The organism is Halomonas sp. JB37, from assembly GCF_002332255.1.
GTDB lineage: Bacteria > Pseudomonadota > Gammaproteobacteria > Pseudomonadales > Halomonadaceae > Vreelandella > Vreelandella casei.
The window spans coordinates 3,035,936-3,060,708 of the sequence record NZ_NRGW01000001.1; the positions used below are offsets into that span (position 1 = coordinate 3,035,936).

Annotated in this window: 23 protein-coding genes; 7 read left to right on the plus strand and 16 right to left on the minus strand. The window is 54.2% G+C overall.

The window, feature by feature from the left end; translation table 11 throughout:
* Positions 1–57 precede the first annotated feature (57 nt).
* Both CIK78_RS14110 and yrfG read right to left on the minus strand, forming a co-directional pair.
* Complete coding sequence (locus CIK78_RS14110) at positions 58–447, minus strand: S4 domain-containing protein (protein ID WP_096281276.1); 390 nt, start codon at positions 445–447, stop codon at positions 58–60.
* A gap of 17 nt (positions 448–464) precedes the next feature.
* Entirely contained in the window at positions 465–1,133 is a 669-nt protein-coding gene (gene yrfG, locus CIK78_RS14115; protein WP_096281278.1) for a GMP/IMP nucleotidase, read from the minus strand.
* Positions 1,134–1,225: 92 nt separating this feature from the next.
* Here yrfG and nudE point away from each other — a divergent pair, with 92 nt between their 5' ends.
* The gene (gene nudE, locus CIK78_RS14120) at positions 1,226–1,852 is read left to right on the plus strand and encodes an ADP compounds hydrolase NudE (protein WP_096282393.1); all 627 of its coding nucleotides are present in this window, start codon (positions 1,226–1,228) and stop codon (positions 1,850–1,852) included.
* A gap of 64 nt (positions 1,853–1,916) precedes the next feature.
* Here nudE and CIK78_RS14125 read toward each other — a convergent pair whose 3' ends face one another.
* The 10 genes from CIK78_RS14125 to nrdR all read right to left on the minus strand — a co-directional run bounded on the left by CIK78_RS14125 (position 1,917) and on the right by nrdR (position 12,547).
* Positions 1,917–2,975, minus strand: coding sequence for an oxidoreductase (locus CIK78_RS14125; protein ID WP_096281280.1), 1,059 nt, complete (start codon positions 2,973–2,975; stop codon positions 1,917–1,919).
* 164 nt (positions 2,976–3,139) lie between these two features.
* Positions 3,140–5,650 (minus strand): endopeptidase La, encoded by a 2,511-nt coding sequence (gene lon, locus CIK78_RS14130; protein ID WP_096281282.1) that lies wholly within the window; start codon positions 5,648–5,650, stop codon positions 3,140–3,142.
* A gap of 140 nt (positions 5,651–5,790) precedes the next feature.
* On the minus strand, positions 5,791–7,044 hold the full coding sequence (locus CIK78_RS14135) for a DUF945 family protein (RefSeq protein ID WP_096281284.1): 1,254 nt from the start codon (positions 7,042–7,044) through the stop codon (positions 5,791–5,793).
* A 147-nt stretch (positions 7,045–7,191) separates the two neighbouring features.
* Positions 7,192–7,665 carry a phosphatidylglycerophosphatase A gene (locus CIK78_RS14140; RefSeq protein ID WP_096281286.1) on the minus strand — a complete coding sequence of 158 codons (474 nt, stop codon included), beginning with the start codon at positions 7,663–7,665 and terminating at the stop codon, positions 7,192–7,194.
* Positions 7,662–8,648, minus strand: coding sequence for a thiamine-phosphate kinase (thiL, locus tag CIK78_RS14145; RefSeq protein ID WP_096281288.1), 987 nt, complete (start codon positions 8,646–8,648; stop codon positions 7,662–7,664). The genes CIK78_RS14140 and thiL overlap by 4 nt, the downstream gene beginning before the upstream one ends.
* Positions 8,649–8,684: 36 nt before the next feature.
* A complete protein-coding gene (nusB, locus tag CIK78_RS14150; RefSeq protein ID WP_096281290.1) occupies positions 8,685–9,179 on the minus strand; it encodes a transcription antitermination factor NusB in 495 nt (164 codons plus the stop codon).
* Positions 9,176–9,664 carry a 6,7-dimethyl-8-ribityllumazine synthase gene (gene ribE, locus CIK78_RS14155; RefSeq protein WP_096281292.1) on the minus strand — a complete coding sequence of 163 codons (489 nt, stop codon included), beginning with the start codon at positions 9,662–9,664 and terminating at the stop codon, positions 9,176–9,178. The genes nusB and ribE overlap by 4 nt, the downstream gene beginning before the upstream one ends.
* A 4-nt stretch (positions 9,665–9,668) precedes the next feature.
* Positions 9,669–10,835, minus strand: a complete 1,167-nt coding sequence (gene ribBA, locus CIK78_RS14160) for a bifunctional 3,4-dihydroxy-2-butanone-4-phosphate synthase/GTP cyclohydrolase II (protein ID WP_096281294.1) — start codon at positions 10,833–10,835, stop codon at positions 9,669–9,671.
* Positions 10,836–10,892: 57 nt separating this feature from the next.
* Positions 10,893–12,059: a bifunctional diaminohydroxyphosphoribosylaminopyrimidine deaminase/5-amino-6-(5-phosphoribosylamino)uracil reductase RibD gene (gene ribD / locus CIK78_RS14165; protein WP_096281296.1), complete on the minus strand. Its 1,167-nt coding sequence runs from the start codon at positions 12,057–12,059 to the stop codon at positions 10,893–10,895.
* Positions 12,056–12,547 carry a transcriptional regulator NrdR gene (gene nrdR / locus CIK78_RS14170; protein WP_096281298.1) on the minus strand — a complete coding sequence of 164 codons (492 nt, stop codon included), beginning with the start codon at positions 12,545–12,547 and terminating at the stop codon, positions 12,056–12,058. The genes ribD and nrdR overlap by 4 nt, the downstream gene beginning before the upstream one ends.
* 133 nt (positions 12,548–12,680) lie before the next feature.
* Between nrdR and CIK78_RS14175 the strand changes: the two genes are divergently transcribed.
* Both CIK78_RS14175 and dsbG read left to right on the plus strand, forming a co-directional pair.
* Entirely contained in the window at positions 12,681–14,447 is a 1,767-nt protein-coding gene (locus CIK78_RS14175) for a sugar phosphorylase (protein ID WP_096281300.1), read from the plus strand.
* A 14-nt stretch (positions 14,448–14,461) separates the two neighbouring features.
* Positions 14,462–15,244, plus strand: coding sequence for a thiol:disulfide interchange protein DsbG (dsbG, locus tag CIK78_RS14180; protein WP_255249107.1), 783 nt, complete (start codon positions 14,462–14,464; stop codon positions 15,242–15,244).
* 38 nt (positions 15,245–15,282) lie between these two features.
* Here dsbG and CIK78_RS14185 read toward each other — a convergent pair whose 3' ends face one another.
* Positions 15,283–16,503 carry a glycosyl transferase gene (locus CIK78_RS14185; protein ID WP_096281302.1) on the minus strand — a complete coding sequence of 407 codons (1,221 nt, stop codon included), beginning with the start codon at positions 16,501–16,503 and terminating at the stop codon, positions 15,283–15,285.
* 21 nt (positions 16,504–16,524) lie between these two features.
* Entirely contained in the window at positions 16,525–17,439 is a 915-nt protein-coding gene (locus CIK78_RS14190; protein ID WP_096281305.1) for an HAD-IIB family hydrolase, read from the minus strand.
* 500 nt (positions 17,440–17,939) lie between these two features.
* On the opposite strand from CIK78_RS14190, the gene CIK78_RS14195 reads away from it, so the two are divergent.
* The gene (locus CIK78_RS14195) at positions 17,940–18,752 is read left to right on the plus strand and encodes a glycosyltransferase (RefSeq protein ID WP_096281307.1); all 813 of its coding nucleotides are present in this window, start codon (positions 17,940–17,942) and stop codon (positions 18,750–18,752) included.
* Positions 18,753–18,814: 62 nt separating this feature from the next.
* Here the strand turns inward: CIK78_RS14195 and glyA are convergent, their stop codons facing one another.
* Positions 18,815–20,080, minus strand: a complete 1,266-nt coding sequence (glyA, locus tag CIK78_RS14200; protein ID WP_096281309.1) for a serine hydroxymethyltransferase — start codon at positions 20,078–20,080, stop codon at positions 18,815–18,817.
* Between the two features lie 269 nt (positions 20,081–20,349).
* Between glyA and umuD the strand changes: the two genes are divergently transcribed.
* From umuD to CIK78_RS14215, 3 genes are read left to right on the plus strand one after another with little or no spacing between them, the layout of a single operon-like run.
* Entirely contained in the window at positions 20,350–20,793 is a 444-nt protein-coding gene (gene umuD / locus CIK78_RS14205; protein ID WP_096281311.1) for a translesion error-prone DNA polymerase V autoproteolytic subunit, read from the plus strand.
* Between the two features lie 14 nt (positions 20,794–20,807).
* Positions 20,808–22,109, plus strand: coding sequence for a Y-family DNA polymerase (locus CIK78_RS14210; RefSeq protein ID WP_096281313.1), 1,302 nt, complete (start codon positions 20,808–20,810; stop codon positions 22,107–22,109).
* Between the two features lie 42 nt (positions 22,110–22,151).
* Positions 22,152–23,261: a hypothetical protein gene (locus tag CIK78_RS14215; protein ID WP_096281316.1), complete on the plus strand. Its 1,110-nt coding sequence runs from the start codon at positions 22,152–22,154 to the stop codon at positions 23,259–23,261.
* 4 nt (positions 23,262–23,265) lie between these two features.
* On the opposite strand, the gene CIK78_RS14220 is transcribed toward CIK78_RS14215, so the two are convergent.
* Positions 23,266–24,729: a sodium-dependent transporter gene (locus tag CIK78_RS14220; RefSeq protein WP_096281318.1), complete on the minus strand. Its 1,464-nt coding sequence runs from the start codon at positions 24,727–24,729 to the stop codon at positions 23,266–23,268.
* Positions 24,730–24,773 lie beyond the last annotated feature (44 nt).

Here is a 24,773-nt window from a genome sequence, read left to right on the forward strand (position 1 = left end):
CTACCTACTGTTTAAAGTGCAGCTGATGTTTAGCGGTGGTGACTAAAAGCGTGGGAATTACTCTCCCTGATGACGCTGGAAGCGCTGGATATCGCGACGCTGCTTTTTATCGGGACGCTTGAGCGGATGCTGCATCGCTTCATTGGTGAGTCGCCGAGCCTCGGCTTCCCGTGCACGGCGCTGTATGCTTTCGTCGGTCTCTGCATAGAGCATGCGTGCTTCCGGCGCACCGCGGCGCTGGTTAGAAAGCGATATCACGTCTACCTCAAGAACTTCCCATCCTTGCGGCACGCGAATATTGGCTCCCACTTCGACGTTTTTACTGGTCTTAACGCGGGCGCCATCGTAATGCACCTTGCCGCCTTCGATCGCTTTTTTGGCAAGCGCACGGGTTTTAAAAAAACGCGCAGCCCACAGCCATTTATCTAAGCGTACGCTTTCACTCATGCATGCTCTCCTTGTCGTTACGACGACATCGGCAGCTGTTCAGGCAGCAGCTGGGCAAATCGATCCAGAGCAATAAATTCCTGCAGCTCTTTTTCAGGCCGCTGACTATCCGGCTGTTTAATGCCCAATAAATGCTTAATGCCAAACTCACGGGCACTCTCTAACACGCTGGCGTTGTCATCGATAAATAGCGTACGGGCAGGATCAAAGGCTTCGATTTCCTGTAGCGCGAACCAAAATGCCTGCTCTTCTTTGGCAGCGCCTACGTCTTCAGAAGAAACGATTGCATCCAGGTAGCTTTCCAAACCAGTCAGCGGGAGCTTCAAGGCAAGGCTCGCACGATCGGCATTAGTGGCCAGGATGACGCGAGGATGCGCCTGCTTTAACCATTTAAGAAAATCCAGCGCGTCGCTGCGTAGGCCAATTAAGTGCTGTACTTCGCGCTTTAAGGCAACAATATCGACCCCTAGCTCGCGGCTCCAGTACGCTAGGCTGTACCAGTTCAGAGTGCCCTGCTCACCCACAATGCGAGCCTTTAGCGCCTCTTGAGAGGCTTCATCTAACTGGTGCAACTCACGGTAGCGCCGCGGTAAATGCTCAAGCCAAAAATGGCTATCGAAATGTAAATCTAGCAGCGTACCGTCCATATCGAGAAGGACGGTGTCTATCTCGCGCCAATCAATCATTGTCGCTCCGGTCGCGTAAGGAGTAAGCGTGCTATTGTAGCTTAACCGCCTTTTACCAGCCATGGAGGCACGCTTTTATGTCCGACTCCTTTATGCCCAACTCCCCCTCAGCCCCTCATGATCCCGACACCCGCAGCAGTACTGATTACCTGCGCAAACCGCAAATTTTATCGCGTGAATGTGTGGCGCAAAGTCGCTTATTTCAAGTGGAGTCATTATCACTGCGTTTTTCTAACGGCGAAGAGCGTCAGTTCGAGCGTTTAACCGGCGCTGATCGCGGTGCGGTGATGATTGTGGCAATGCCAGATCCTGATCACGTATTGCTAATCCGAGAATACGCCGCGGGATTTGAGGATTACGTACTGACGCTACCGAAAGGCCTGGTCGACCCCGGTGAAGACATCATCACCGCGGCCAACCGTGAGCTGATGGAAGAGTGTGGCTTTGGTGCCCACTGCATTGAACCGCTGGTCGAGCTTTCGTTGGCCCCTAACTATATGCGCCATCGCATGCAGGTACTGCTCGCCACCGACCTTTATCCCAAGCGGCTGCCGGGTGATGAACCCGAACCATTGATTGTGGAAACGCATGCTTTAGAAGAGCTGCCTGCGCTCTTAATGCGCGATGACTTCCATGAAGGGCGCACCATTGCCGCTCTTTATATCGCCAGGGATAGAATGCGGGAACAAAAGCGTCACAACGCCACTGATTTACTCTAATCACAAATGAATGAGAGCAGCGTTGGCGTTTACCCAACGCTGCTTTGACTTCAGACGCGATGCTTCAGAAATGATGCTTCAAAGAAATCCAGCGCCGTTGACGGTGGCTATCTAGCCCTGCTTCTAGCAACGTCATTGAGCGCAGTGCGTCATCTACGCTAACCGGCAGCGGCGCCTGCTCGCGAATAGCGGCAGCAATGCCTTGATAATAGGCAAGATAATCACCGGGCAAAGTGGCATATTCGCGCTGTATTAGCGGCGTACTTTCCCCCTTCCCTTCGCGTAACGTTAGCGTACCGTGCTGAGTATCATTCCCCCAGTGTGCTCCGGGCACCTCACCGGCTTTCAAACGCTCTTCCTGCGGATCTAAACCATACTTAACATAGCTGCCATCGGTGCCGTGAATTCGAAAGCGTGGCGTTGGGTCGGCCGCTAACGTGCTCGCTGCCAGGGTAACGCGAAAGCTTTCATAATCCAGCACGGCAAGAAAGTCATCATCAGCCTGTGCACCATCACGCCGAGCGGTTACTTCCAGCAAAATGGCGTGCGGCATGCCAAACAGCTCGCAGGTCTGGTCTAGCAGATGCGGCCCCAGGTCGTACCAAATACCGCCCCCTGGCGCGGCCTTCTCACGCCAGCGATCAATTACTTGCGGGCGAAAGCGATCAAAGCGTGATTCGACGCTGACAACGCGTCCTAGGGTGCCCGCTTCTAGCAGCGCTTTTACGGTTAGAAAATCGCTATCCCAGCGGCGGTTATGAAATACCGATAGTAGCCGCTCCTTATCATCAGCTAGTTTTTTGAGCAGTTTGCCCTCTGACACCGTGACCGTGAACGGTTTATCGACCACCACGTGCTTACCCGCAGAAAGCGCCGCTTTAGCCAGTGAAAAGTGCGTGTCGTTGGGGGTAGGGATAACGATGAGGTCAATATCGCTACGCTGGCACAGCGCTAGTGCCTGACTCTCCACCTCGACGTTAGGTAAAGATCCCCGTACCTTGGCAGCGTCACTCGATGATACAGCCACCAAATCCAGGCCGTCTGTGGCCTGGATCAGCGGTGCGTGGAAGGTTTGGCTAGCGAAACCGAAACCAACTAATCCAACGTTAATGGTCGCCTTCATTGCATTCCTTCACATGTATTATTGCGATTTATTACCCGGCTTGCTCTATCAACACTGCTCTACCAGTACTGTTCTATCAATACGAGTACAGTAGCCTTGTAAGAAGCGGGCCGGGCTATTGGCATCGCTTTAATCTCTAAGCGTAGTTTAAACTTAGCTTAACCTTAGCCACGGCCAAATACGACATCAGCGACGTCGCGATAGCGCTTGGCGAAGTGCACCGTCATGCCCTCTTTCAGATAGTCAGGCAATTCTTCGTAATCACGCCGATTAGCGTCGGGAAGAATTAGCTCGAATATATCGCTACGCCGGGCGGCAATCACTTTCTCGCGAATACCTCCGACCGGCAGCACCTGACCGGTTAACGTCAGCTCACCGGTCATTGCCAGCGGCCTATCAATGGCGTGGTGCTTGGCAAGAGACATTAGCGCCGTCGTCATCGTAACGCCTGCCGAAGGGCCATCTTTTGGCGTCGCTCCTTCCGGCACGTGCAGGTGCACAAACGCTGAGTCAAAGAAATCGGCATCGGCGCCATATTCTTGCAGGTGGCCAAGCGTATAGCTGTACGCGATATTAGCCGACTCCTGCATCACCTCACCCAGCTTTCCGGTGAGTTTGAAACCGCGATCCAAGGAGTGCACCTTGCCTGCCTCAATCGGCAGCGTTGCACCGCCCATGGACGTCCACGCAAGCCCGGTTACAACGCCTTCACCGGTTAACACTTTTTCCTTACGGAAGATCGGCGCCCCTAAAAACTCTTCTAAGTTCTTAACTGAAATTTTGACCGTTTCAATATCGTCTTCCAGCAGTTTCACGGCTGATTTACGCACAATACGGTGCAGCTGCTTCTCCAGCTGTCTTACCCCGGCTTCACGAGCGTAGCCTTCAATCACCTGTTTTAAAGCCGCATCGGTTAAATTAATGCGCTTTTTAGGTAAATTGTCGCGTTTAAGCAATTTCGGCCACAGATGATTCTTGGCAATCGCCAATTTTTCTTCCGCGATATAGCCAGAAAGGCGAATTTGCTCCATGCGATCAAGTAATGGCCCGGGGATCGAATCCAAGGTGTTCGCCGTGCAAATAAACAACACCTTAGAAAGGTCCATCCGGACATCAAGATAGTGGTCGAGAAAATCGACGTTCTGCTCGGGATCAAGAACTTCCAGCAGCGCCGAAGCGGGGTCCCCCTGGAAGGACTGCCCCAGCTTGTCAATTTCGTCCAGCATGATGACGGGGTTTTCGACCTCTACCTCTTTAAAGGCCTGCACGAGCTTGCCAGGCATAGCGCCTACATAGGTGCGTCGATGGCCTTTGATTTCCGCCTCATCGCGCATTCCGCCGACCGAAAACCGGTAAAACTGACGGCCTAGCGCCTCAGCGATCGATCGCCCGATCGATGTTTTACCCACCCCTGGCGGGCCAACTAGCAGTATAATCGAACCGCCAACATCGCCCTTGAAAGTACCTTCGGCCAGGAATTCGATAATGCGTTCTTTAACGTCGTTGAGACCGTCGTGATCTCGATTCAGAACTTGACGGGCATGCGGAAGATCCAGCTGGTCTTGGCTGGTCACGCCCCAAGGCAACGAAGTTAGCCAGTCGAGATAATTACGCGTGGTGCCATACTCTGGCGACCCGGTTTCCAGGACGCTGAGCTTGGTAAGCTCATCATCAATTCGTGTTTGAACGCGTTCAGGCACCACTAGCGCATCCAGGCGCCCCCTGAAAGTATCCACATCGTTTTCACGATCATCTTTGGAAATACCTAGCTCGCGCTGGATCACTTTAAGCTGTTCACGCAGGAAAAATTCGCGCTGACGGTCCTGCATCTGCGCATTAACCTGCTCGCTAATTTCACCCTGTAGCAGCGCCACGTCGATTTCTTTACGCAGCAACGGCAGCACTTTTTGCATGCGTTCGCCGACCGCTAACGTGGCAAGCACATCCTGCAGCTCGGGGCCTTTGGCAGAGGTAATCGCCGCTGCAAAATCGGTTAACGGGCCTGGCTGATGGGGGCTAAAGCGATTGAGGTAATGCTTAAGCTCTTCGCCATATAACGGGTTTATCGGCAGCAGCTCTTTAATCCCGTTGATAATCGCCATAGCGTAGGCGCGAGTTTCTTCATTCTCCGCATCAACCGGCTCTTTTGGATAAGTGACCTCCACCAAATACGGCGGCTCTTTGGAGAGCCAGCGGGTAATTTTAAAGCGCTGCCTGCCCTGAGCAATAAACTGAATTTGCTCATCTTCACTTTTTAACTTATGGACTTTGACGGCAGTACCGATCTCAGGAAAACTTTCGTGGTCGATAGAGCTGACGCCCTGCTCACCTACAAACGCAACGCCAATCATGTGGTGTGGCGTGTTGCCAACGCGGCGCATGGTCTCTTCCCAGCGCTCACGGTTAATTACTAAAGGCTGAACCTGGGCGGGGAAGAAAGGACGATTATGAATGGGAAGAAGATAGATGCGCTCCGGCAGCATTTCGCTGGCGGGCATTATAGAATTTACCCGCTCGCCGTCTGAACGGTAGTCTTGGCTGCCCTGCTCTTCATTCGCTTTCTGAGAGCGTTCGTCATGGCCCTGGTGAGAAGCTTTGTCAGTGGCTGAAGAAGACTCGTCGTCTACTTGCCAGTCAAGATGCTCATCATCGCGGTCGTAATCTTGGTCGCTCATGCGCCCTCCAATGAACCGATATCGGCGGTGAGAACCGCCTAACGTTGCCAATGGAATGCGGGCACATAGCCGAAACTTCAACCCTTCACGCCTATAACCGGGTGTTTAAATCATGCGGTAAGCTAAGCACTCATCAATGATTACGGCCAAAGTTCAGGCATTGGGCGACCGTTAACCCGCCATACGCCACGTATAACGTCAAACTGCAGTTCACGAGTGCCTAGCGGTAGCCCTAGCCATAGCGCGGCTACGGTGGGGGCTTCGCGCCAGGTGAAATCGCCATCAATGCGTTCAAGCCATTTAGCCTGCTCTTTGTCTTTGTCCAAATCGACGACACTTAACTCATCTAACTTGCGGGCATCGAAAAAGAGCGCGCCGTCCGCGTCTAAGCGAATGCCCAATAATGGGCTGTCAATGGCGACGGTCATGACATCCAGGCGCGGTGAGTCACTGAGCATATTGCGCAAATCTGGTTCAAGGCGGGCTAACAAACCCTCTGCCATCGGCAGGCTTGAGTCTCCCCAAGCGGCTTCCTGGCGTAAACGGCGAATGCCATGGCGCACCGCGTCGGCGTTCAAGCGAGAAAGTTCCATCTCGATTCGGCCATTCATCAGCGGCGTATCAGGCGCCTCTGAAGGCACCAGTACGTCGCCCACCTCTAGCTCACCTTTAATACGCAGCTCGCCTTCATCCAATATCATATGGCTACTTAAATCCAAGGGCGAAAGCTGCATCACAAACGCGGGATAGCTCAACTGCAGCGTTTCAATATTTAAATGATCGCGCTGCGAAAAGTGGTAGGCACCGTCGGTGTAGGTATAGCGACTCTCAAGAACGGTGGGCCCAACCGCCAGCTGAGACATGCCATCGGTCAACGTGAGCTGATCTAGCATTGCACGCAAGCGCCAGTCGCCAAACACGCCTTCTAAGCGCAGCCGAGCGCCGCGAACGGATAGTTCACGGCCATTTTGTTGAATGACGAAGGGAGCCAGGGCAAGGCGCAGCTCGCTGTGGCCGCTCAGGGTATGATAGCGACCTTGCCAGCGCGGCACAGAAGGCGCGGTCACTTCACCCACAGCTTGCTGCAACACGGTATCTAAGCGGGGTAAAAGGGAACCTTCAACGTCGGTACTGAGAATACCGTGCCGGGCGTTGTAGTTAAGCTCGAGCCGCCAAGGGCGGCCTAAAAGCGGTGAGAGAATGAGCCTACCATGGGAGCTTAGCCAGCCTTGGCGGCTCTCAGTGCGGCTAACACGCCACTCGCCACGCGCTTCTAAATCCTCTAAGGCTTGATGCAGGCTACGTTCAAAAAGAATGCTTGAGAGAAGCTGCGCTGCCACCCATACCACGGCGATTACCGCCAGCGTGGGGACAATCAAACGTTCCTTGCGCATACTCTCTCCTTGAAACCAACGCACTCGACGCAAACGTAGTTAAAGCAAATAGTTGAAGCCAATGCACCCGAAAAACCGATCTACAGAATTTGTACTTCTGACGACGGCCTGCTCACTTTGCTACTAACCGCTGACTAAGCATCTTGCTTAGTGCAGCCAGAACCAAAGGTGCATCGTACTCCAGGCGTAAACCCCCGCCATAACATCATCAATCATAATGCCAAAACCACCGGCGACGCGGCGGTCTGCCCAGCGAATTGGCCAAGGCTTGAAAACATCAAATATGCGGAACACCACAAATCCCCATAGCGCAGCCTCCCACGAAAAAGGCACCGCCGCCATGGTCAACCAATAGCCGACAAATTCATCCCACACAATGCCTGAATGGTCATGCACACCTAAATCATGCGATGTTTTATCGCATAGCCAAACGCCCACAATAAAAGCGACAAAGCAGATACCTAAATACCACCCTAGGGGCAAATCCGCCATCATCCAATAAAAAGGAATCGCAGCTAGGGTGCCAAACGTACCGGGTGCCCAAGGCACTGTGCCGCTGCCTAAGCCAAAGGCAAAAAAATGCGTTGGACGACGCCAGACACTTTTCGGTGCACGATTCATGGCGCTTCCCCACTAAAATGCTGCCAACCAGCATAGCCACTGATATCTGCCTGATCAGTAGCACTAATACCTAGCACTTCCTGACAGCGGCCTATGACGGTTAGCGTTAACCCCAATGGCGCCAAGCGCTGCTGCGCTTTAGCAATATTGTCACTACTTAATGTTACTAGCAGCTCATAGTCGTCACCACCGCAGAGCGCTGACTGCCTCGCGGCTTTCAGGCCTAGCGCGTTTTCCAGGCCGTCTGCTAGAGGTAAGGCGTCTATATCGATCACTGCCCCGACGTGAGAGGCCGCGCGCAAGTGCGCTAAATCAGCCAGCAGCCCGTCGGAAATATCCAGAGCCGCGGTAGCTAAACCACGCAGCGCAATGCCTGCGCTCAAGCGCGGTTCAGGCAATAAGTAACGCTTTAACAGCGGATGCCTTAAATCACGCTCACCCTGCTTCCAGAGTGCCAGGCCGCCGGCTCCACCGCCTAGCACACCGGTCACCGCAATTAAATCGCCCGCCTGAGCACCACCTCGAGTGAGTGCCTCACCTACTGGCACCTCACCCATCACGGTAACGCCAATAGAAAGAGCGCCTGACGTAACATCGCCTCCTACCAACGTAGTGGCATGTTGCTCGCTAAGCGCGTGAAAGCCGCGCGCATAGTCGGCTAGCCATGCCTGGGTCGCGTCGTCGTCAGCAAACGAGCGCTGATCAAAAGTCAGCGCCATTAAGCACCAGCGCGACTTAGCGCCCATGGCCGCTAAGTCGCTAAGCGCTACGGCCAATGCACGGTGGCCCACCGCAAATGCCGGAGCTTCGCGGGGAAAGTGCACATCCACTACCGAGGTATCAACGCTAACGGCCAACCGCTGGCCTTCTTGCGGCACCAGTAGCGTGGCATCGTCGCCACATCCTAATGCGACGCCATCAGACACCGAAGCCTCCTGCGACGGCATGAAGTAGCGTTGAATCAAATCAAATTCGGCAAGCACAAAGGCCCCTTAAACGCATTGTCATACCGCTCACGTTCAGAGACGACGAGCGCTGACTTCGGCACTGCGCAAGCGAATTGCCAGCTTGTCCAGAATGCCGTTCACGTATTTATGGCCATCAGTGGCGCCAAATGACTTAGCCAGCTCAACGCCTTCATTAATCACGACGCGATAAGGCACTTCCATACGGCGGGACAGCTCGTAAGCCCCCAGCCTTAAAATCGCCAGCTCCACTGCATCAAGATCTTCCAAGCGGCGATCTAGCAACGGCGAGATATCACGATCCAGCTCTGCTTTATAACGCACCGTGTTGTGAAGCAGCTCATGGAACAGCGCCTTATCGGCGATTTCCATCACTTTCACCCAGTTTTCGTGATCTTCCAAGTCATCATCGGCAACCTGGCTTCGAAACTCCGCTTCAATGGTAGTGATGGATTTGCCCGTCATGTGCCACTGATAAAGCCCTTGCACGGTTAACTCACGCGCGGCGTGACGACTCTGCTGAGCGGCAGACGGTTTGCGCTCGCTCATTTAGAATCTCCTGGCGAAAGCGCCCGTAGCAAAGACACCATTTCCATTGCCGCCATCGCCGCCTCGGTACCTTTATTGCCCGCTTTCGTGCCCGCGCGTTCAATCGCTTGCTCGATGCTTTCAACAGTTAGCACGCCGTTGGCAATCGGGGTATCAAATTCAAGCTGCAGGTGGTTGATCGCCGTGTTGCAGCCGCCGGCTACGTATTCGAAGTGAGGGGTTCCGCCGCGAATCACCGCCCCTAGCGCAATCACCGCATCAGGCTTCATCACTGTCAGCACGCGCTTAACCGCTAGCGGCAGTTCCCAAGCGCCCGGCACGTGAACAATGTGAATATGCTCAGCGTCGACGCCATGACGCGTCAAGCTATCGATAGCACCTTCTACTAAGCTATCGACGATATGGTGGTTAAAACGGCCGACCACGATGACGTAACGGCCATCGACATCAACAAAAGTACCTTCAACTTGAGAGAGGGAGTGCATCAATTTATTCCTGCTGAGAAGTTGGCTCATACGCCGTGTCATTAGGGCCAAGACGCTCAACGACTTCGAGATCAAAGCCGGAAAGCGCGGAAAACTTCCACGGTGAACTAAGTAATCGCATTTTACCCACGCCTAAATAGCGCAGTATTTGCGAGCCAGTGCCGATAGTTAAATAATTGCCGGCGCCATCGGAGTCGCTGGTACGCGGCTGGCGAACGCGATCAAGGAAAATATCCAGCTGATCTTTTAAATCCTGATGCGGCCTTCCGTCATCGATCAACACAAATACGCCGGGTGCTGAGCCGGCAATCTCTTCCAGTGCGCCGTGCGCATCCCAGCGGCACTGCTCACCCTTCATCAATCCCATCACATCGCGTAGCGTATCGGTCAGATGCACGCGAACCGTGGTGACCTCCTCGGCGGTAGGCTGGCCATTCACTAGCGCCAAATGATGAGCGCCCTGAATGCGATCACGGAACACATGCAGCTCAAGCTCACCATGAGAAGTCGTCACAGAAGACGCTTCAATATGATCGACGGTCTGCTCATTGACGATACGATAATGAATCAAGTCTGCAATCGTACCGATTTTAATATCGTGTTTCTCAGCAAACGCTTCAAGCTCTGGGCGGCGCGCCATACTGCCGTCATCATTCATGATTTCACAGATGACGCCGCTGGGGTCAAATCCCGCCAGCGCCGCTAAGTCACAGGCGGCTTCTGTGTGCCCTGCACGACGCAGCACGCCTCCCGGTTCGGCCATCAGCGGGAAAATATGCCCCGGCTGAACAATATCGGACGGTTTGGCATGCACAGCCACGGCGGCCTGTACGGTACGCGCACGGTCGGCAGCGGAAATGCCGGTAGTGACGCCTTCAGTCGCTTCAATCGAAAGCGTAAACTTGGTGCCAAAGCCAGAGCCGTTATCGCGCACCATTAGCGGCAAATTAAGTTGCTCGCAGCGGGCTCGCGTCATTGGCATACAGATAAGACCGCAGGCAAAACGGGCCATGAAGTTGATATGCTCGGCCTGCACCTTTTCGGCGGCCATAATGATATCACCTTCGTTTTCGCGATCCTCATCGTCCATGAGAATCACCATTTTGCCTTGGCGGATATCGTCCACCAGCTCAGCGATAGGGGATAGCCCCCTAGAGGAGGAGTGCGCCATGGAATCTCCAAAAAATGTTGTCGCGAAAGGTGCTCGCGTTTGCTGCGATTTCGCGCGTCAGGGTACCTTGGTATCGTCACTGGCGCTAGTCGGCTGAGGGGAAGCGATAATGCGCCAGTCGCGCCCCACCGCCCGCATATCAAGAATGATTAAACGTCGCTGATCGGCCATACGGGAAAGCCCGGGCAGCGCAAATAGTGGCCGCGCTTCACCTCCTAACAGCGTCGGCGCCACGAACAGCTGCAGCTCGTCGACCAGTTCAGCATCAAGCATGGCGCCCGCGAGCGTTGCGCCAGTTTCTACCAGCAGCTCATTAATCTGTTCATTTTCAGCTAGCCACTGCAGCATTAAAGCGAGGTCGATACGCCCGTCGCTACCGGCTGGCAGTACGGGGACTTCAGCGCCCGCCTGAGTTAGCCGTTCGCGCTTTTCAGCCAAGTGCTCTGGCGTGGTAATCACCAGGGTACGCCCAGGTTCGTTCAAACAGGCTGCGGCTAATGGCAAGCGTAGCCGAGTGTCTAAAATAACCCGCAGAGGCTGACGACGAACCACGTCGTCAGCATTATCGAGCTGGAGCTGTTCAGCGCGAAGCGTAAGTCGCGGATCGTCCATAATCATCGACTCAACGCCGCTCAATATCGCGCTAGACCGTGCACGCAGTCGCTGCACTTGGCAGCGCGCCTCTGGCCCGGTAATCCACTGTGACTCCCCTGACCCCATCGCCGTACGACCATCTAAACTCATCGCCATCTTCAAGCGCACAAAGGGCCGCTGAGCTGTCATTCGGGCAATAAAACCAGGATTCAACGCGCGCGCTTCGCTCTCTAGCAAACCCACCGCGACGTCAATGCCTGCCGCTTCTAACCGCTGTAGACCTTGGCCACTGACCTGAGGGTTGGGATCGACCATCGCAACAACGACGCGGGCCACGTTGGCCACCACGAGCGCCTGAGCGCAGGGCCCAGTGCGACCGGTGTGCGAACAGGGCTCCAACGTCACATATGCCGTCGCGCCTTGGGCACGTTCACCTGCGGCGTTTAAGGCGTGGACTTCCGCGTGTGGTTCCCCGGCACGCAGATGAAAACCTTCGCCAACGACCAGTTCATCTTTAACGATCACACAGCCAACCCGCGGATTAGGATCGGTCGTGTAAAGCCCTTTATTTGCCAGCTGTAGCGCCCGCGCCATATAGCTGTGATCGGCTTGACTAAAGACGGCACTCATTTCAACAGCTCGCTGCCGTCGCCGGGCTCTTGAGATGGCTCTTGAGACAATCGATCAATCTCCGCGCGAAACTCGTCCAAATCCTGAAACTTACGGTATACCGAGGCGAACCGGATATAGGCCACATGATCCAGCGTTTTCAGCGCCAGCATGACTGACTCACCGATATCGCGGGCGTTGACTTCGCGATCACCCCGCGCGCGCAGGGTTTGACGGATGCGCTCCACCGCCGCTTCAATGGCTTCTGCGCTGACTGGGCGCTTCTCTAGCGCACGCAGTATACCGGCACGCAATTTGGCCTCATTAAAGCTTTCTCGCGAACCGTCGGATTTCACTACCCGCGGCATAACGAGTTCAGCCGTTTCGTAGGTGGTAAATCGCTCTTGGCAACTCGCACACTGGCGTCGACGGCGTACTTGGTCGCCATCGGCTACTAACCGCGAATCGGTCACTCGAGTATCGTTTGCACCACAAAAAGGGCAATGCATGGCGGTCAACCTGTTGTCAGCTCGTGTCAGCGGGCCCACGAGTTAGCGTTTAAACGCGGTATCTACCTCGCATTGTAGCGATTTGGCACACAAGCTGCAGCGTTTGTAGCAGATTGTTTATCAGGAGTCCGTCATGCCCACCTTTGAGCAGACCGTCCACGGCTACCTCAGCCATCTTTACGGCCCTCGAGCTTGCGAGGTCCAGCGTCGTTTAAACCAGCATATTACGCACTTCCTGTCACTTGCCCCATTTTCGTCTACGGGCATCGATATTCAACCTAAGAATGCACCGTTTTGGAGCGAGAAAGATCAGTGGGTGATCAGCTACGGCGACTCCATTGTTGAGGAAGACCTACCACCGTTGGCCGTGCTCAGCGACTTTCTCCAGGCGAGGTTAGGCGAGCGTATCAGTGGAGTGCACGTATTGCCCTTTTTCCCGTGGAGCAGTGACGACGGTTTCTCCGTCATCCACTACCGGGAAGTCAATACCGATCTGGGCGACTGGTCACATATTCGCGAGCTCGCCAGCCATTATGATTTGATGGCCGATTTAGTGCTCAATCACGTCTCACGAGAATCGCTGTGGTGCGTAGATTATCTTAGCGGTAGCCTGCCCGGCCGCGACTACTTTATCGAAGTTGATCCCAGTACCGATGTTTCTCAAGTAGTGCGCCCTCGTAGCAGCCCTCTGCTAGTGCCGATATCAACCCGTCGCGGCACGCGCTATCTGTGGGCAACATTTTCCGAAGACCAGCTTGATCTGAATTTTGAAAATCCCGACGTACTGTTAGAGTTTGTGGGTATTTTGCTGTTCTACCTGGAGCAAGGCACGCGGATTGTGCGCTTGGATGCGGTGGCCTTCTTATGGAAGCGGCTGGGTACCTCGTGTATTCACTTGCCAGAAACGCATACCGTGGTGCGCCTACTACGGGCCATAGTGGATCACATCGCCCCCGGCACACTACTTATTACCGAAACCAACGTTCCTCATCAGGAGAACATCAGCTATTTCGGGCTGGAACGACTCCCCGACGGCGAGCCCGATGAGGCGCACATGGTGTATCAATTTGCTCTGCCGCCGCTATTGCTACACACCTTAACCCGGGGCGAGACCCATACGCTGCAAACATGGCTCGCTAGCCTACCCATCCTCCCCGATCACTGTACTTACCTGAACTTTACCGCTAGCCACGACGGCATTGGCGTACGTCCGCTGGAAGGGCTACTGCCTGATCATGAACGTGATGCACTGTTGGAGCTCATGCATCGTTTTGGTGGCTTTGTCAGCATGCGCAGCAACCCGGATGGCAGCGATACGCCCTATGAGATTAATATTACCTGGTTCGAAGCCATGCGCGGCACCCGCCGTGGCCCTGACCCTTGGCAGATTGCCCGGTTTATATGTAGCCAAGCGATTATGCTGAGCTTACAAGGGATTCCTGCGCTGTATATCCACACACTAACGGGCACGCTCAACGATGTAGAAGGCGTTGAACGCAGCGGCCGTCTGCGCTCGATTAACCGTCGTCGCTGGCAACGTAGCGAACTTGATCTATTGCTAGACAGCCCCTCCACGCCCACCCACGATGTTTTTCACACCTTAAATCGGCTGCTGGACCAGCGCCGCCAAGAGCCTTGCTTTCACCCTAATGCCGCACAGCGGACCTTGGCATCAGCCCCTGAGCTGCTCGCCGTGGAACGCGGCCCACTTGCGGATGGCCGGCGTCTGCTAGCGCTGTATAACGTTACCGATACGCCGTTTGCGCTAGAAAATGGCGGTGAGGCCATCATACAGACGCTAGGTAGGCACACTTGGCAAGCACTTGATTCCGATAATCCCTGGAATGTTGAGGGCGCTCTTTCTCCTTATGCGGTACGCTGGCTAATAGCCTACAACTAAGGATATAACCAAACGTGCGCTTACATTACCAACCCATCATCAGTGGCATGTTATTACTTGCAGGACTGGGAAGCACAGCTATCGGCTATGCCGACGATCTTCCTGCACCGATACAGTCTCTCGCTGACCAAGGCTTTGAAATCCATGGACAGTTTGATTCACCCGGCGATTTACGCGGCTATGGCATGATGAGGCAGGGCCAGGAGATGGCCGCCTACTTAACCCCTGATGGGGAACACGTCATTGTGGGTACGCTGATGGATAGTGAAGGCAATGACCTCACTGATGCGCAGCTGGATGAATATGTACGAGCACCGCTAGAAGCACAAACTTGGCAGTTATTAGCACAGAGCCACTGGATTCAAGACGGTGACACTAACGCCCCCCGCGTGATTTACGTTTTCACCGATGCCAACTGCCCCTACTGCCGCCAGTTCTGGCAAAACGCTCGCCCCTGGGTAGAGGCCGGTGATGTGCAGTTGCGCCATATTATGGTGGGCATTTTAGCCGCTGACAGCCCGGGTAAAGCCGCCGCTATTTTAGGTGCCGACGATCCCGCTGCCACGCTGAAGGCACATGAAAGTGGTCAGCAAAGCGTTGAAGCAAGCGCCCAGCCACGGAATATCGAAGAACAGGTATATGCCAATAATCAGCTGTTTGAAGAGCTAGGATTATACGCAACGCCAACCAGTGCCTTTCAGCGTGAAACGGAGAGCGGCTCTATTCGCATTGATCGTATTCAAGGCCTGCCTAACGATGAACAGCTGATTGACATGATGGGCAGCGAAACGCCTTAAGTGCCACGTTCATGATGAACGTGGCACTTGGCCAGAGACTATACTTTTCCCTGATTATCCAGCTCTACCGCTTCGTGCATGCGCGCCAGCAGGTCAGGCACAGCCGCCTGAACACGGTTCCAGCTAGGAATAAAGGGTCGCTCACGCGGGTTATCCATAAACAGATTGCCCGCTTCGAGTAGATTGCTGGCGAACAGCTCAACGGCCTGCTCTTCCGTATGCCGATCTAGGCTTAATCCATTCATCGTCGCATCGTGATCGTAGGCCTCAATTAAATCTAATGCGAATCGGTAATAGGTTGCTTTGAGGGTACGAAAGTCTTCACTGCTAAAGGTAATGCCCTGCGTCGCCAATTTACGATACAGCGCTTTAGAAATATCCAAACTCATGCGATTCAAGCCGCCGTCTGGATCATCTTCGCTGACCGGCTGATGTTTATGGTCATACGCATCGGCAATATCGACTTGGCACAGCTGTCGTAGCGAGTAGTTGCGCTGCAGCTCTGACAACACACCAATCTCTAAGCCCCAATCCGCGGGGATACGGATTCCTTCAAGCACGTCGCTGCGCATCGCAAACTCGCCCGAGAGCGGGTATCGAAAGCTGTCTAAATAATCGAGATAAGGCAGCGGGCCACATACCGTTTTCAGCGCTCGCAGTAACGGCGTTACTAATAGTCGTGACACGCGACCATTGAGCTTCCCTTCGGCAATGCGCGGGTAATAGCCTTTACAGAAACTGTAGTTAAAATTCGGGTGAGCGACGGGATACATCAATCGCGCCAGCAACCCGCGCTCATAGGTCAAGATATCGCAGTCGTGAAGCCCAACGACCTTTGAACGCCCGGACGCCAGCACATAACCGGCGCAGTACCATACATTGCGCCCTTTGCCTGGCTCTAACGCACCCAATCCGTGCTCTTCTAGCTCCGCATCTAAGGCACGTAATCGTGGGCCATCATTCCACAAAATACGCGTATGTTGAGGCAGGCGAGAGAAAAACTCCTTGGCATGTAAAAACTGCTCACGATCAGCCCGATCCAGGCCGATTATGATCTCATTGAGATAAGGCACTTTCACTAACTCATCAACAATCGCCGATAATGCGGTTCCTTCCAATTCCGAAAATAATGAAGGCAGGATTAATCCCATTGGGCGTCGACGTGAAAATTGGCATAGCTCCTGCTCTAACGCCTCTACTGGGCGTCGAGTGAGGTTGTGAAAATCAGTAATAATGCCATTTTGATGAAAGTCGCTCATATGTTTGCCTTCCTGAGTAGGTTAAATAACGGCATCACATGCTGTTGCCGCGACTAAACGGCGTTCGTCTCGCCCCCAAAAATGGGCCACCCCCTCAGCCCAGCCAGTCGGCCCTGCTGCTTGCGTGCGATATAACGACAGGCTATTGGGCTCAACGATCAAATCATGACAGCCACGAATGACCACAGCTTGATCGACGGCTTCCAGCATCGTGACATCGTTGGGCCCGTCCCCCAGGCCAAGTGAAAGCGGCGTACGCCCTCTTAAGGTGGTAAACCGCTTAATTAACCACTCCACCGCGCTACCTTTGTCGGCAGTGCGCCCCATGACATGCCAAAAACGTCCGCCTTGAGTCAACGCCAATCCATCGCCTTCCAAGGCAGCACGGAAGGTATCCAAGGCAGCCGCATTGTCTTGCCATAACAGTGGCTCGCTGCCTTCTCGCTGACGTGCATCCCGGGCACGCGCTTCGTCAAGCCCGGTGAGTTTCACTACCTCTAAGACGCTCATCTCACTCATACGCGTAAAGCGGCATTTTAGCCGTTCTCGCCACACCTTGAGACGAGCACGAATAAAGCCAATATCGACCCCCGGATGCTTGATCACCACACCATCGCGCCCACTGCCCGGGCGATCTAAACGTGCATGACACCAGCCAGGCGGCAGGCCAATGACCGCGCCATTTTCAGCAATAAAAGGCGTTGCGGTAAGACCCAGCGCTTCGCGTAAAGGGATTAGCTCGGCACGGGTTTTACTGGTGACGGGGATTACCGGCACTCCCATCTGTTTTAATCGGGCAAGCCACGGCGCAGCGGGACTGGAGTCATAGCTATGGTGGTCTAATAGCGAGCCATCTAAGTCGGTGACGACTAAGCGAGGCTGCAAAGCAGGATCTATGGAAAAGATTGGCGCTGGGAGACGATTGGCTTCAAGCATGGCACTACCTCGTTTCAGCCTTAACGCACAGTTAAGACGTCGTGTCTGGATTACCAAGCTTATAAGGCAAATAATGCGCCAAAAACGATAAATGCTGGTTTCGCAGTGAGTTACATATCACTTGTGTAGTGGCATTGCGCTCAAGCCAATGGCAGCACCAAAAAGCAGCGTTGATAGCGCACCCAAAAGGCGCATAAAACAATCGGCGCACGCTGCTGTCTTCCAACGGCTGTGTGGCTGATGCACAGTGGTGCTAATACCCTGTCCGCTGCGTGTAGGCTAAACCTTTCTAAAGTGATGCATTAAAGCAAAATGCGCGCTAGCATACTCATCGAAGAAATGACCGCAGAGTGAGCCCTTTCCCACCAGGCGCTAGCCAACGGCCAGCGTAATTGGTGATTTCAGGCCTTTGATCTAAATAGCACGCTCGCAGCGTGTTAGAGGGCAAAGGGGGCTGGTAAAGCCATCTATCCCAATCGTCAAATATGTAAAGGTTTCCTATGGGTCGTCAACGACAGACTGTTAAGCAACATATTATTGTTATTGCTAGCCGCGTCATCAAACTGACCGCCAATATCACCAAAGTGCTTTGCTATCCTTTCCACGCCGCCTTTCCTAACAAGCGCTTTACCCTGCCAGCCTATGCGCCACCGTTGCTTCAGCCCTCCGCCAAGAAAGTGGCAATCCCGCGGATTATTTGGCAGACCAACTTCACGGACAAAGTGACGCTGCCTGTCTATCTAAACTATTTATTTAATCGCCTGATGGCCCCACGTTTTGAATATCGTTTTATGGTGACGGAAGCAAGGCACCTATTTATTGCGGATCACTATGACAGTGAAATCACTCAAAACTATTTGAAATTACAGATAGGTGCTGCACAGGCTGATTTCTGGCGGCTGCTGGTGCTACAAGAATATGGCGGCGTTTATTTAGATATCGATGCGCATGCTATTTGGCCGTTAAGCGACACGTTAACCAGGAATACCGATGAGTTATATGTCGTCACGCGGCGCGGGGATTTCAGTAATTACTTTATTGCCAGCAAGCCTCAAAACCCGAATCTCGACAAATTAATCAATCAGGTTAATAACAATATTAAAGACAATCAGCTCACTAACGTATTTGAGCTAACCGGGCCAGGCGTGTTCAATCAATTGCTAAACATACAAGAGGTGCCCACGGTTTCTTACCGCCATGCCTGCAATCAAGGCAGCTTTACTAACGAGCACTTCCAGTACATCGATAAAGCAGCGGGAAAGTGGACCAAAGAGCAACAAAAAGTGAGTATTGTTCGCCAAGAAGAACCGTAAATATCTAAGCAAGAGGCCCTGAATTAACAGGGCCTATTTTCACATACGCACTAACGTGACGTTTACTTATAAACAGGCAGTCGCGCGCAAACCTCAGCTACTTTATCCAACACCTGCGCTTCAGTGGCGCTGGTGTCTTCGCCGCTGGCTAACACATCCAGAATATCGCAGATCCAGCCGGCCAACGTGCTGCACTCTTGCTCACCGAAACCGCGCGTGGTCACCGCAGGCGTACCAATACGCAAACCTGAGGTTACAAACGGGCTTTGCGGGTCGTTGGGTACGGCATTTTTATTAACGGTAATGTGGGCGCGGCCTAAAGCGGCGTCCGCGTCTTTACCGGTAACGCCTTGCTTGATCAGCGACAGCAGGAATAAGTGGTCTTCGGTACCGCCAGAAACGATGTCGTAACCGCGGTCAATGAATACGCTGGCCATTGCTTGAGCATTTTTGACCACCTGCTGTTGATACGTTTTGAATGCAGGCTCCATGGCTTCTTTGAAACAGATCGCTTTTGCCGCAATCACGTGCATCAAAGGACCACCCTGGCCACCCGGGAATACCGCTGACTGCAGCTTCTTCTCAATATCAGCGTCGTTTTCCGCCGAGAGAATCACACCACTGCGCGGGCCGCGTAGCGTTTTATGCGTGGTAGACGTCACTACGTGGGCATGGGGCAACGGGCTTGGATAGACACCCGCCGCGACAAGACCTGCCACGTGGGCCATATCCACCAATAGGTAAGCGCCCACTTCATCGGCGATCTCGCGGAACTTGGCCCAATCAACGATCTGAGAATACGCGGAAAAACCGGCGATGATCATTTTCGGCTTGTGCTCGCGAGCAAGCTCGGCCACTTGGTCATAGTCGATCAAGCCTTGCTCATTCAAACCGTACTGAATGGCATTGAAGTGCCTGCCCGAAAAGCTTGGCTTGGCGCCATGGGTCAGGTGGCCACCTGCATCCAAGCTCATGCCTAAAATAGTATCGCCAGGCTTAACAAGCGCTAAAAAGACGGCGCTATTGGCCTGGGAGCCAGAATGCGGCTGAACGTTGACATAGGTTGCGCCAAACAGCTCTTTGGCGTAATCAATGGCCAGATTTTCAGCAATATCGACGAATTCACAGCCACCGTAGTAGCGCTTACCGGGATAGCCTTCGGCGTATTTATTGGTTAGCTGGCTGCCTTGCGCTTCCAGTACGCGGGGGCTGGCGTAGTTTTCAGAAGCAATCAGTTCGATGTGAGCTTCTTGGCGTGCTACTTCTTTCTGCATGGCATCAAAAAGCACATCATCAAATCCGGCAATTGTCATATCGCGGCTGAACATCGGCAGGCACCTCGTAACGAGAAAGAGTCATCATGGAAGAAGCGAGGGCGCTATCATAACGCAGCCTGACACGACTTTCATCGCATCCGCATCAGGTTGTTAATGAACAGCATTCATCTTTAAGGCTTGGTAGCAGTATTTGTGAGACACCGTTTTAGCTCGCGAATCTTTAGGTTGCTATCCACCCCACCCCTGCTGACTTGCATTTTCGTCGCCAAGACCGAATACTGTATATTCATACATGCGCCATATCAGCCAGGGTGTCGACAATGCTAGGTCAGCACACTCCACTTACCCCCGCCTTGCCGTTAATATCTCAGCCGCAGCCTTATCTAACGTTGACGGGACGAGCGGGCTTTAGCGGTTTTCCTTCGCCTGCGCAGGATTACGAACCACGCACGCTAGATCTCAATACACGATTGATAAAAAACCCTACCGAGACGTTTTATATCACTGCCGCGGGCGACAGCATGGAGGGCTGGGGTATTTTTGACAGCGATTTACTGATTGTCGACCGCGGCGTAAAACCTCGCTTAGGACATATATTGGTGGCGATGTTTGACGGCGAAGTATTGATTAAACGCTACGCGCTCTATCAAGGCACACCGCACCTTTGCTCTGCCCATCCGCATTACCCGCCCCTGCCGCTTGAAGGCACCGACTGCCAGCTATGGGGCGTGGTGCGCGCCGTCGTGCATGAATATTTGCGATGAAATGAGGGCTTAAGATGATTGGCTTAGTCGATGGCAATAATTTCTATGTCAGCTGCGAGCGTATCTTTCAACCTAAGCTTGAAGGCCGGCCTGTCGGTGTTATGTCGAATAACGATGGGTGCATTATCGCCCGCTCGGCCGAGCTTAAAGCGCTGGATATTCCCATGGGGACGCCGGCGTTTAAACTTGAAGAGCTGCGTCAGCGTGGCGACATCCACCTACTGTCGTCTAACTACGAACTGTACGGTGATATGTCGGCACGACTGACCCAGCTACTGCGCAATGCCTGCCCGGACGTTGCCCCCTACTCAATCGATGAAATGTTCGTCTATTTAGAAGATTTCACCGCAGAGCAGTGTGAGGCTCTAGGGCGGAAGCTACGCCAGCGCATTCGGCGTCATTTAGGCCTGCCGGTGTGCGTTGGGCTAGCCCCCACTCACACACTCGCCAAGCTGGCTAACCACGTTGCTAAGCAAGACCCTTACTACCAAGGCGTTTGCCTACTCGGTGGGCAGGATCACACCACCGAGGCCCTGCTCAAACGCACGCCGGTAAGCAGCGTGTGGGGCGTTGGGCATCGGCTGGCCGAGCGCTTAGCCATTGGCGGCGTGAGGACCGCCTGGGAATTAAGAGAAAGCGATGAAAAACAGCTGCGTAAGCGTTTCTCAGTAGTGCTCGCGCGCACGGCGCTTGAGCTACGCGGAACGCCATGTTTAACAATGAACGCATTGGATCTACCACGCCAGCGCATTATGACATCGCGCTCGTTTGGCCAACCGACAGGCGACTTTACGCAGGTGCATAATGCTCTACGCCGACACGCCCAACGTAGCGCTGAAAAACTGCGCGAGCAGCGTAGTTTAGCCCGCGCCGTGATGGTATTTCTTAATACCAACCGCCACCGTCGTGATCAGCCACAATGCTTCCCGCAAGCGCTAATCGCGCTGCCGTCACCCAGCGACGATACCCGCGTTATCCTTGATACGGTTCGCCAAGGGCTGGAGCAAATGTACCGCCCTCACCACCACTTTATGAAGGCCGGTGTAATGCTCCTCGACTTAGTCGATGCCGAGCGACACCAGCTGTCATTACTAGGGCCAACACCCCACCATCATCACCCATTACTGATGGCAGCGGTGGACCAGATCAATCAGCAAATGGGGCGAGGAACGATTAGTTTTGGCATGACCAATGCGCCGGCCGCCTGGCAACTGCGCTGCGCCCATCGCTCCCCGCGCTTCACTACGCGCTGGGATGAGTTAATGCTGGCAGGCACTCATCCTGGCGCTATCGATGCGTGTACTTCACGGACGTAACCGCTACCCTAGGGCATCCTTTGCCCGAATAACGTTGCCTTAATGCCTCTCTCTCGTCCCGATCAAGAGTACGCTCCAGCACCTGGCCTAGCGCAACGGTGGGCAAACCGCTATATACAAGGCTACTTTCGCCGCCATCCGGCACTGGCAGCCCCCAATCCGCAGGCGCTGGAACGCGCACGACGCTGGATTATCACTTGGGCGGCGGTTGCCGGAATGATATCTGGCACGCTGATTGGTGGAGCAGAATGGTGGATGCGGGAATTTGCCACCGACAATTGGAATGCGCTGAGTCTTCGCGAGCAGCTTCCCTACTGGGCCAGCTATATGGTCGTGGCAGGCAGCATTACCGCGCTAGAGATTGGCTTTTTGTACTGGAACGCGCTACGCGGCGTCGCGAGCATTACGCGCCTGGCAGGCTTGCACTATGGCCAAACCGAGCCACTAGAGCCGGATATCCAACTGACGGTGCACGGCGTTTCACGCGCCGCCTTGGAGTACCCAACCCCGGGCAGTCTTATCTATGGCGTTGACCCACATGCCTACCTGGGTGGCTGGAGAATAACCGCTAAAGCCCTACTTTATCGCTTAAAAGTCAGCTTAAGCAGCTTCCTGCTTCGTTTACTACTACGCCGCTTATTAGGCCGCCTGACGTTGCGCGGTTTTCTGCCCGTGTTAACAGGGCCCCTGTATGCTGTTTGGAACGCCTGGATTGCTGCACGCATTATTCAAGAAGCCTATTTACAGGCCCGCGGACCAGCGCTAGTGAAGCAGTTAATGGCAACGCTAGCTGACAGCGACGCTCCGATTCGCAGCTTAGTGGCACAAGGGGTGGGTGAGGTCATTATGCGCAACCAGCACCCGCATCCGAATTTAGTACTGCTTCTGGCCCGTCTGCTAGACAGCCTGCCCGACAAACCGCAGGCTATTGACGTTGATTGGCCAGCGACGCTCCACGACTACGCGCAGCTAACGGGCCCGTCACGGCATACGCTGCTCAGCGCACTTACCCAGACGGTACTGCTCAGCGGCACCTACCGTGGTGCGAGGAAGCGATTTTTAAAAGAAGTCTTTGCGACGTGTCAAACGCCGCTGCTAGAGAAGGATGTGAAGACCCAGCAGCAGCGCTTGTTATCAGGCGAGGTGCCGTAACGGCTTAAACGGACTTGAGGGCGTGACGTAGCCGTGGGCTGAGGATCTCACCGAGCATCGCCATAGCAACCAAGAGTGCCAGGAGCCACGGCCAGTGCGCGGCAAACGAAACCTGATAAACGCCCAAGGCGTCGATGAAAGTCACCACGATACCGAGCGGGCTCACATAGCGCACCATGGTCAGCCACAGCGCATAGGGTAGCGGCGCCAGCCCCAGCTCATCACGGAAAGTCTCGCTTTTTAATACATAGCCCGCCAGCACCACGATGCCCAATCCACCCAGCGGCATCATCCAGCGTGACGTCAGGTAGTCCAGCCAGTCGAAAAAGGTTTTTCCCGCCAGCGTCCAGTCAGCGCCTAGATTAAACGACAGCATTGCCAGGGTACTGATCAGCCACAGCACGATACCCGTTAGCCAAGCAGCGGCCGGGCGCGACAACCCTTTGTTATCGCATAGCCAAGAGACCGTGGCTTCAACCATGGAAATAGCGGAGGTCAACGCCGCCATAGAGAGCATTAAGAAGAATAAGATGCCAAATAGCGTGCCCAGAGGCATCGCTTGGAAGGCCAGCGGCAGGCTCATAAAGATCAACCCTGGGCCTTCACCAGGATTCATACCATTGGCAAAAATGACGGGGAAAATCGCCAGACCCGCCATCAAGGCAACAACCGTATCGGCGACGGCAACGCTCACCGTGGTACGGCCAATTGAAGCGTCTTTAGGCAGGTAGCTGCCGTAGGTCAGAATCGCGCCAGAGGCAAGTGAGAGTGTGAAAAAGGCGTGGCCGAGCGCTGCCAACATGCCCTCACTAGAGAGGCTGCCGGCATTGAATGAGAATAGAAAGCTCACCGCCGCGCCAAAGCCACCGGAAAACATACCAAAGCCAATCAGCACGACCAGCATGATAACCAGCCCTGGCATCATCCAACTGACGCTTTTTTCAATGCCTCGCTGCACGCCTTTGCCCACAATGAGCATCGTGATCAGCGTGACAAAGGTGCTCCAGAAACCAAGGTTGAGCGGGTTCGCATTATTAGCGCCGAACACCGCCGCCATCTCATCAACGCTGCTGGCTGCAAGCCCGCCAGTTAGCATCTTCCACAAATAGGCAAATGACCAACCGGCCACGACCACGTAAAACGATAACACCATAAAGCCGCACAGCATCGCCATCCAGCCAATCAATGACCACGCAGAGGAGCGGCCAGACTCATTGACGACGCGACGAATAGCGTCCACGGGGCTGCCGCGCCCGCGGCGCCCAAAGGCAATCTCCGCCATCATTACCGGCACACCAACGGCAAAGATGCACGCTAGATAAACCAAGACGAACGCACCGCCACCAAATTCCCCGGTGATATAAGGGAATTTCCAGATATTGCCTAGCCCAACCGCCGAGCCGGTTGCTGCCAACATAAACCCCCAGCGGCCTAGCCACTGAGTGCGAGGTTGCCCAGAAGAGGTCATTAGCGCATTTACCCTGTCATAAAAAGGCGCCTATTCTAGCAGCC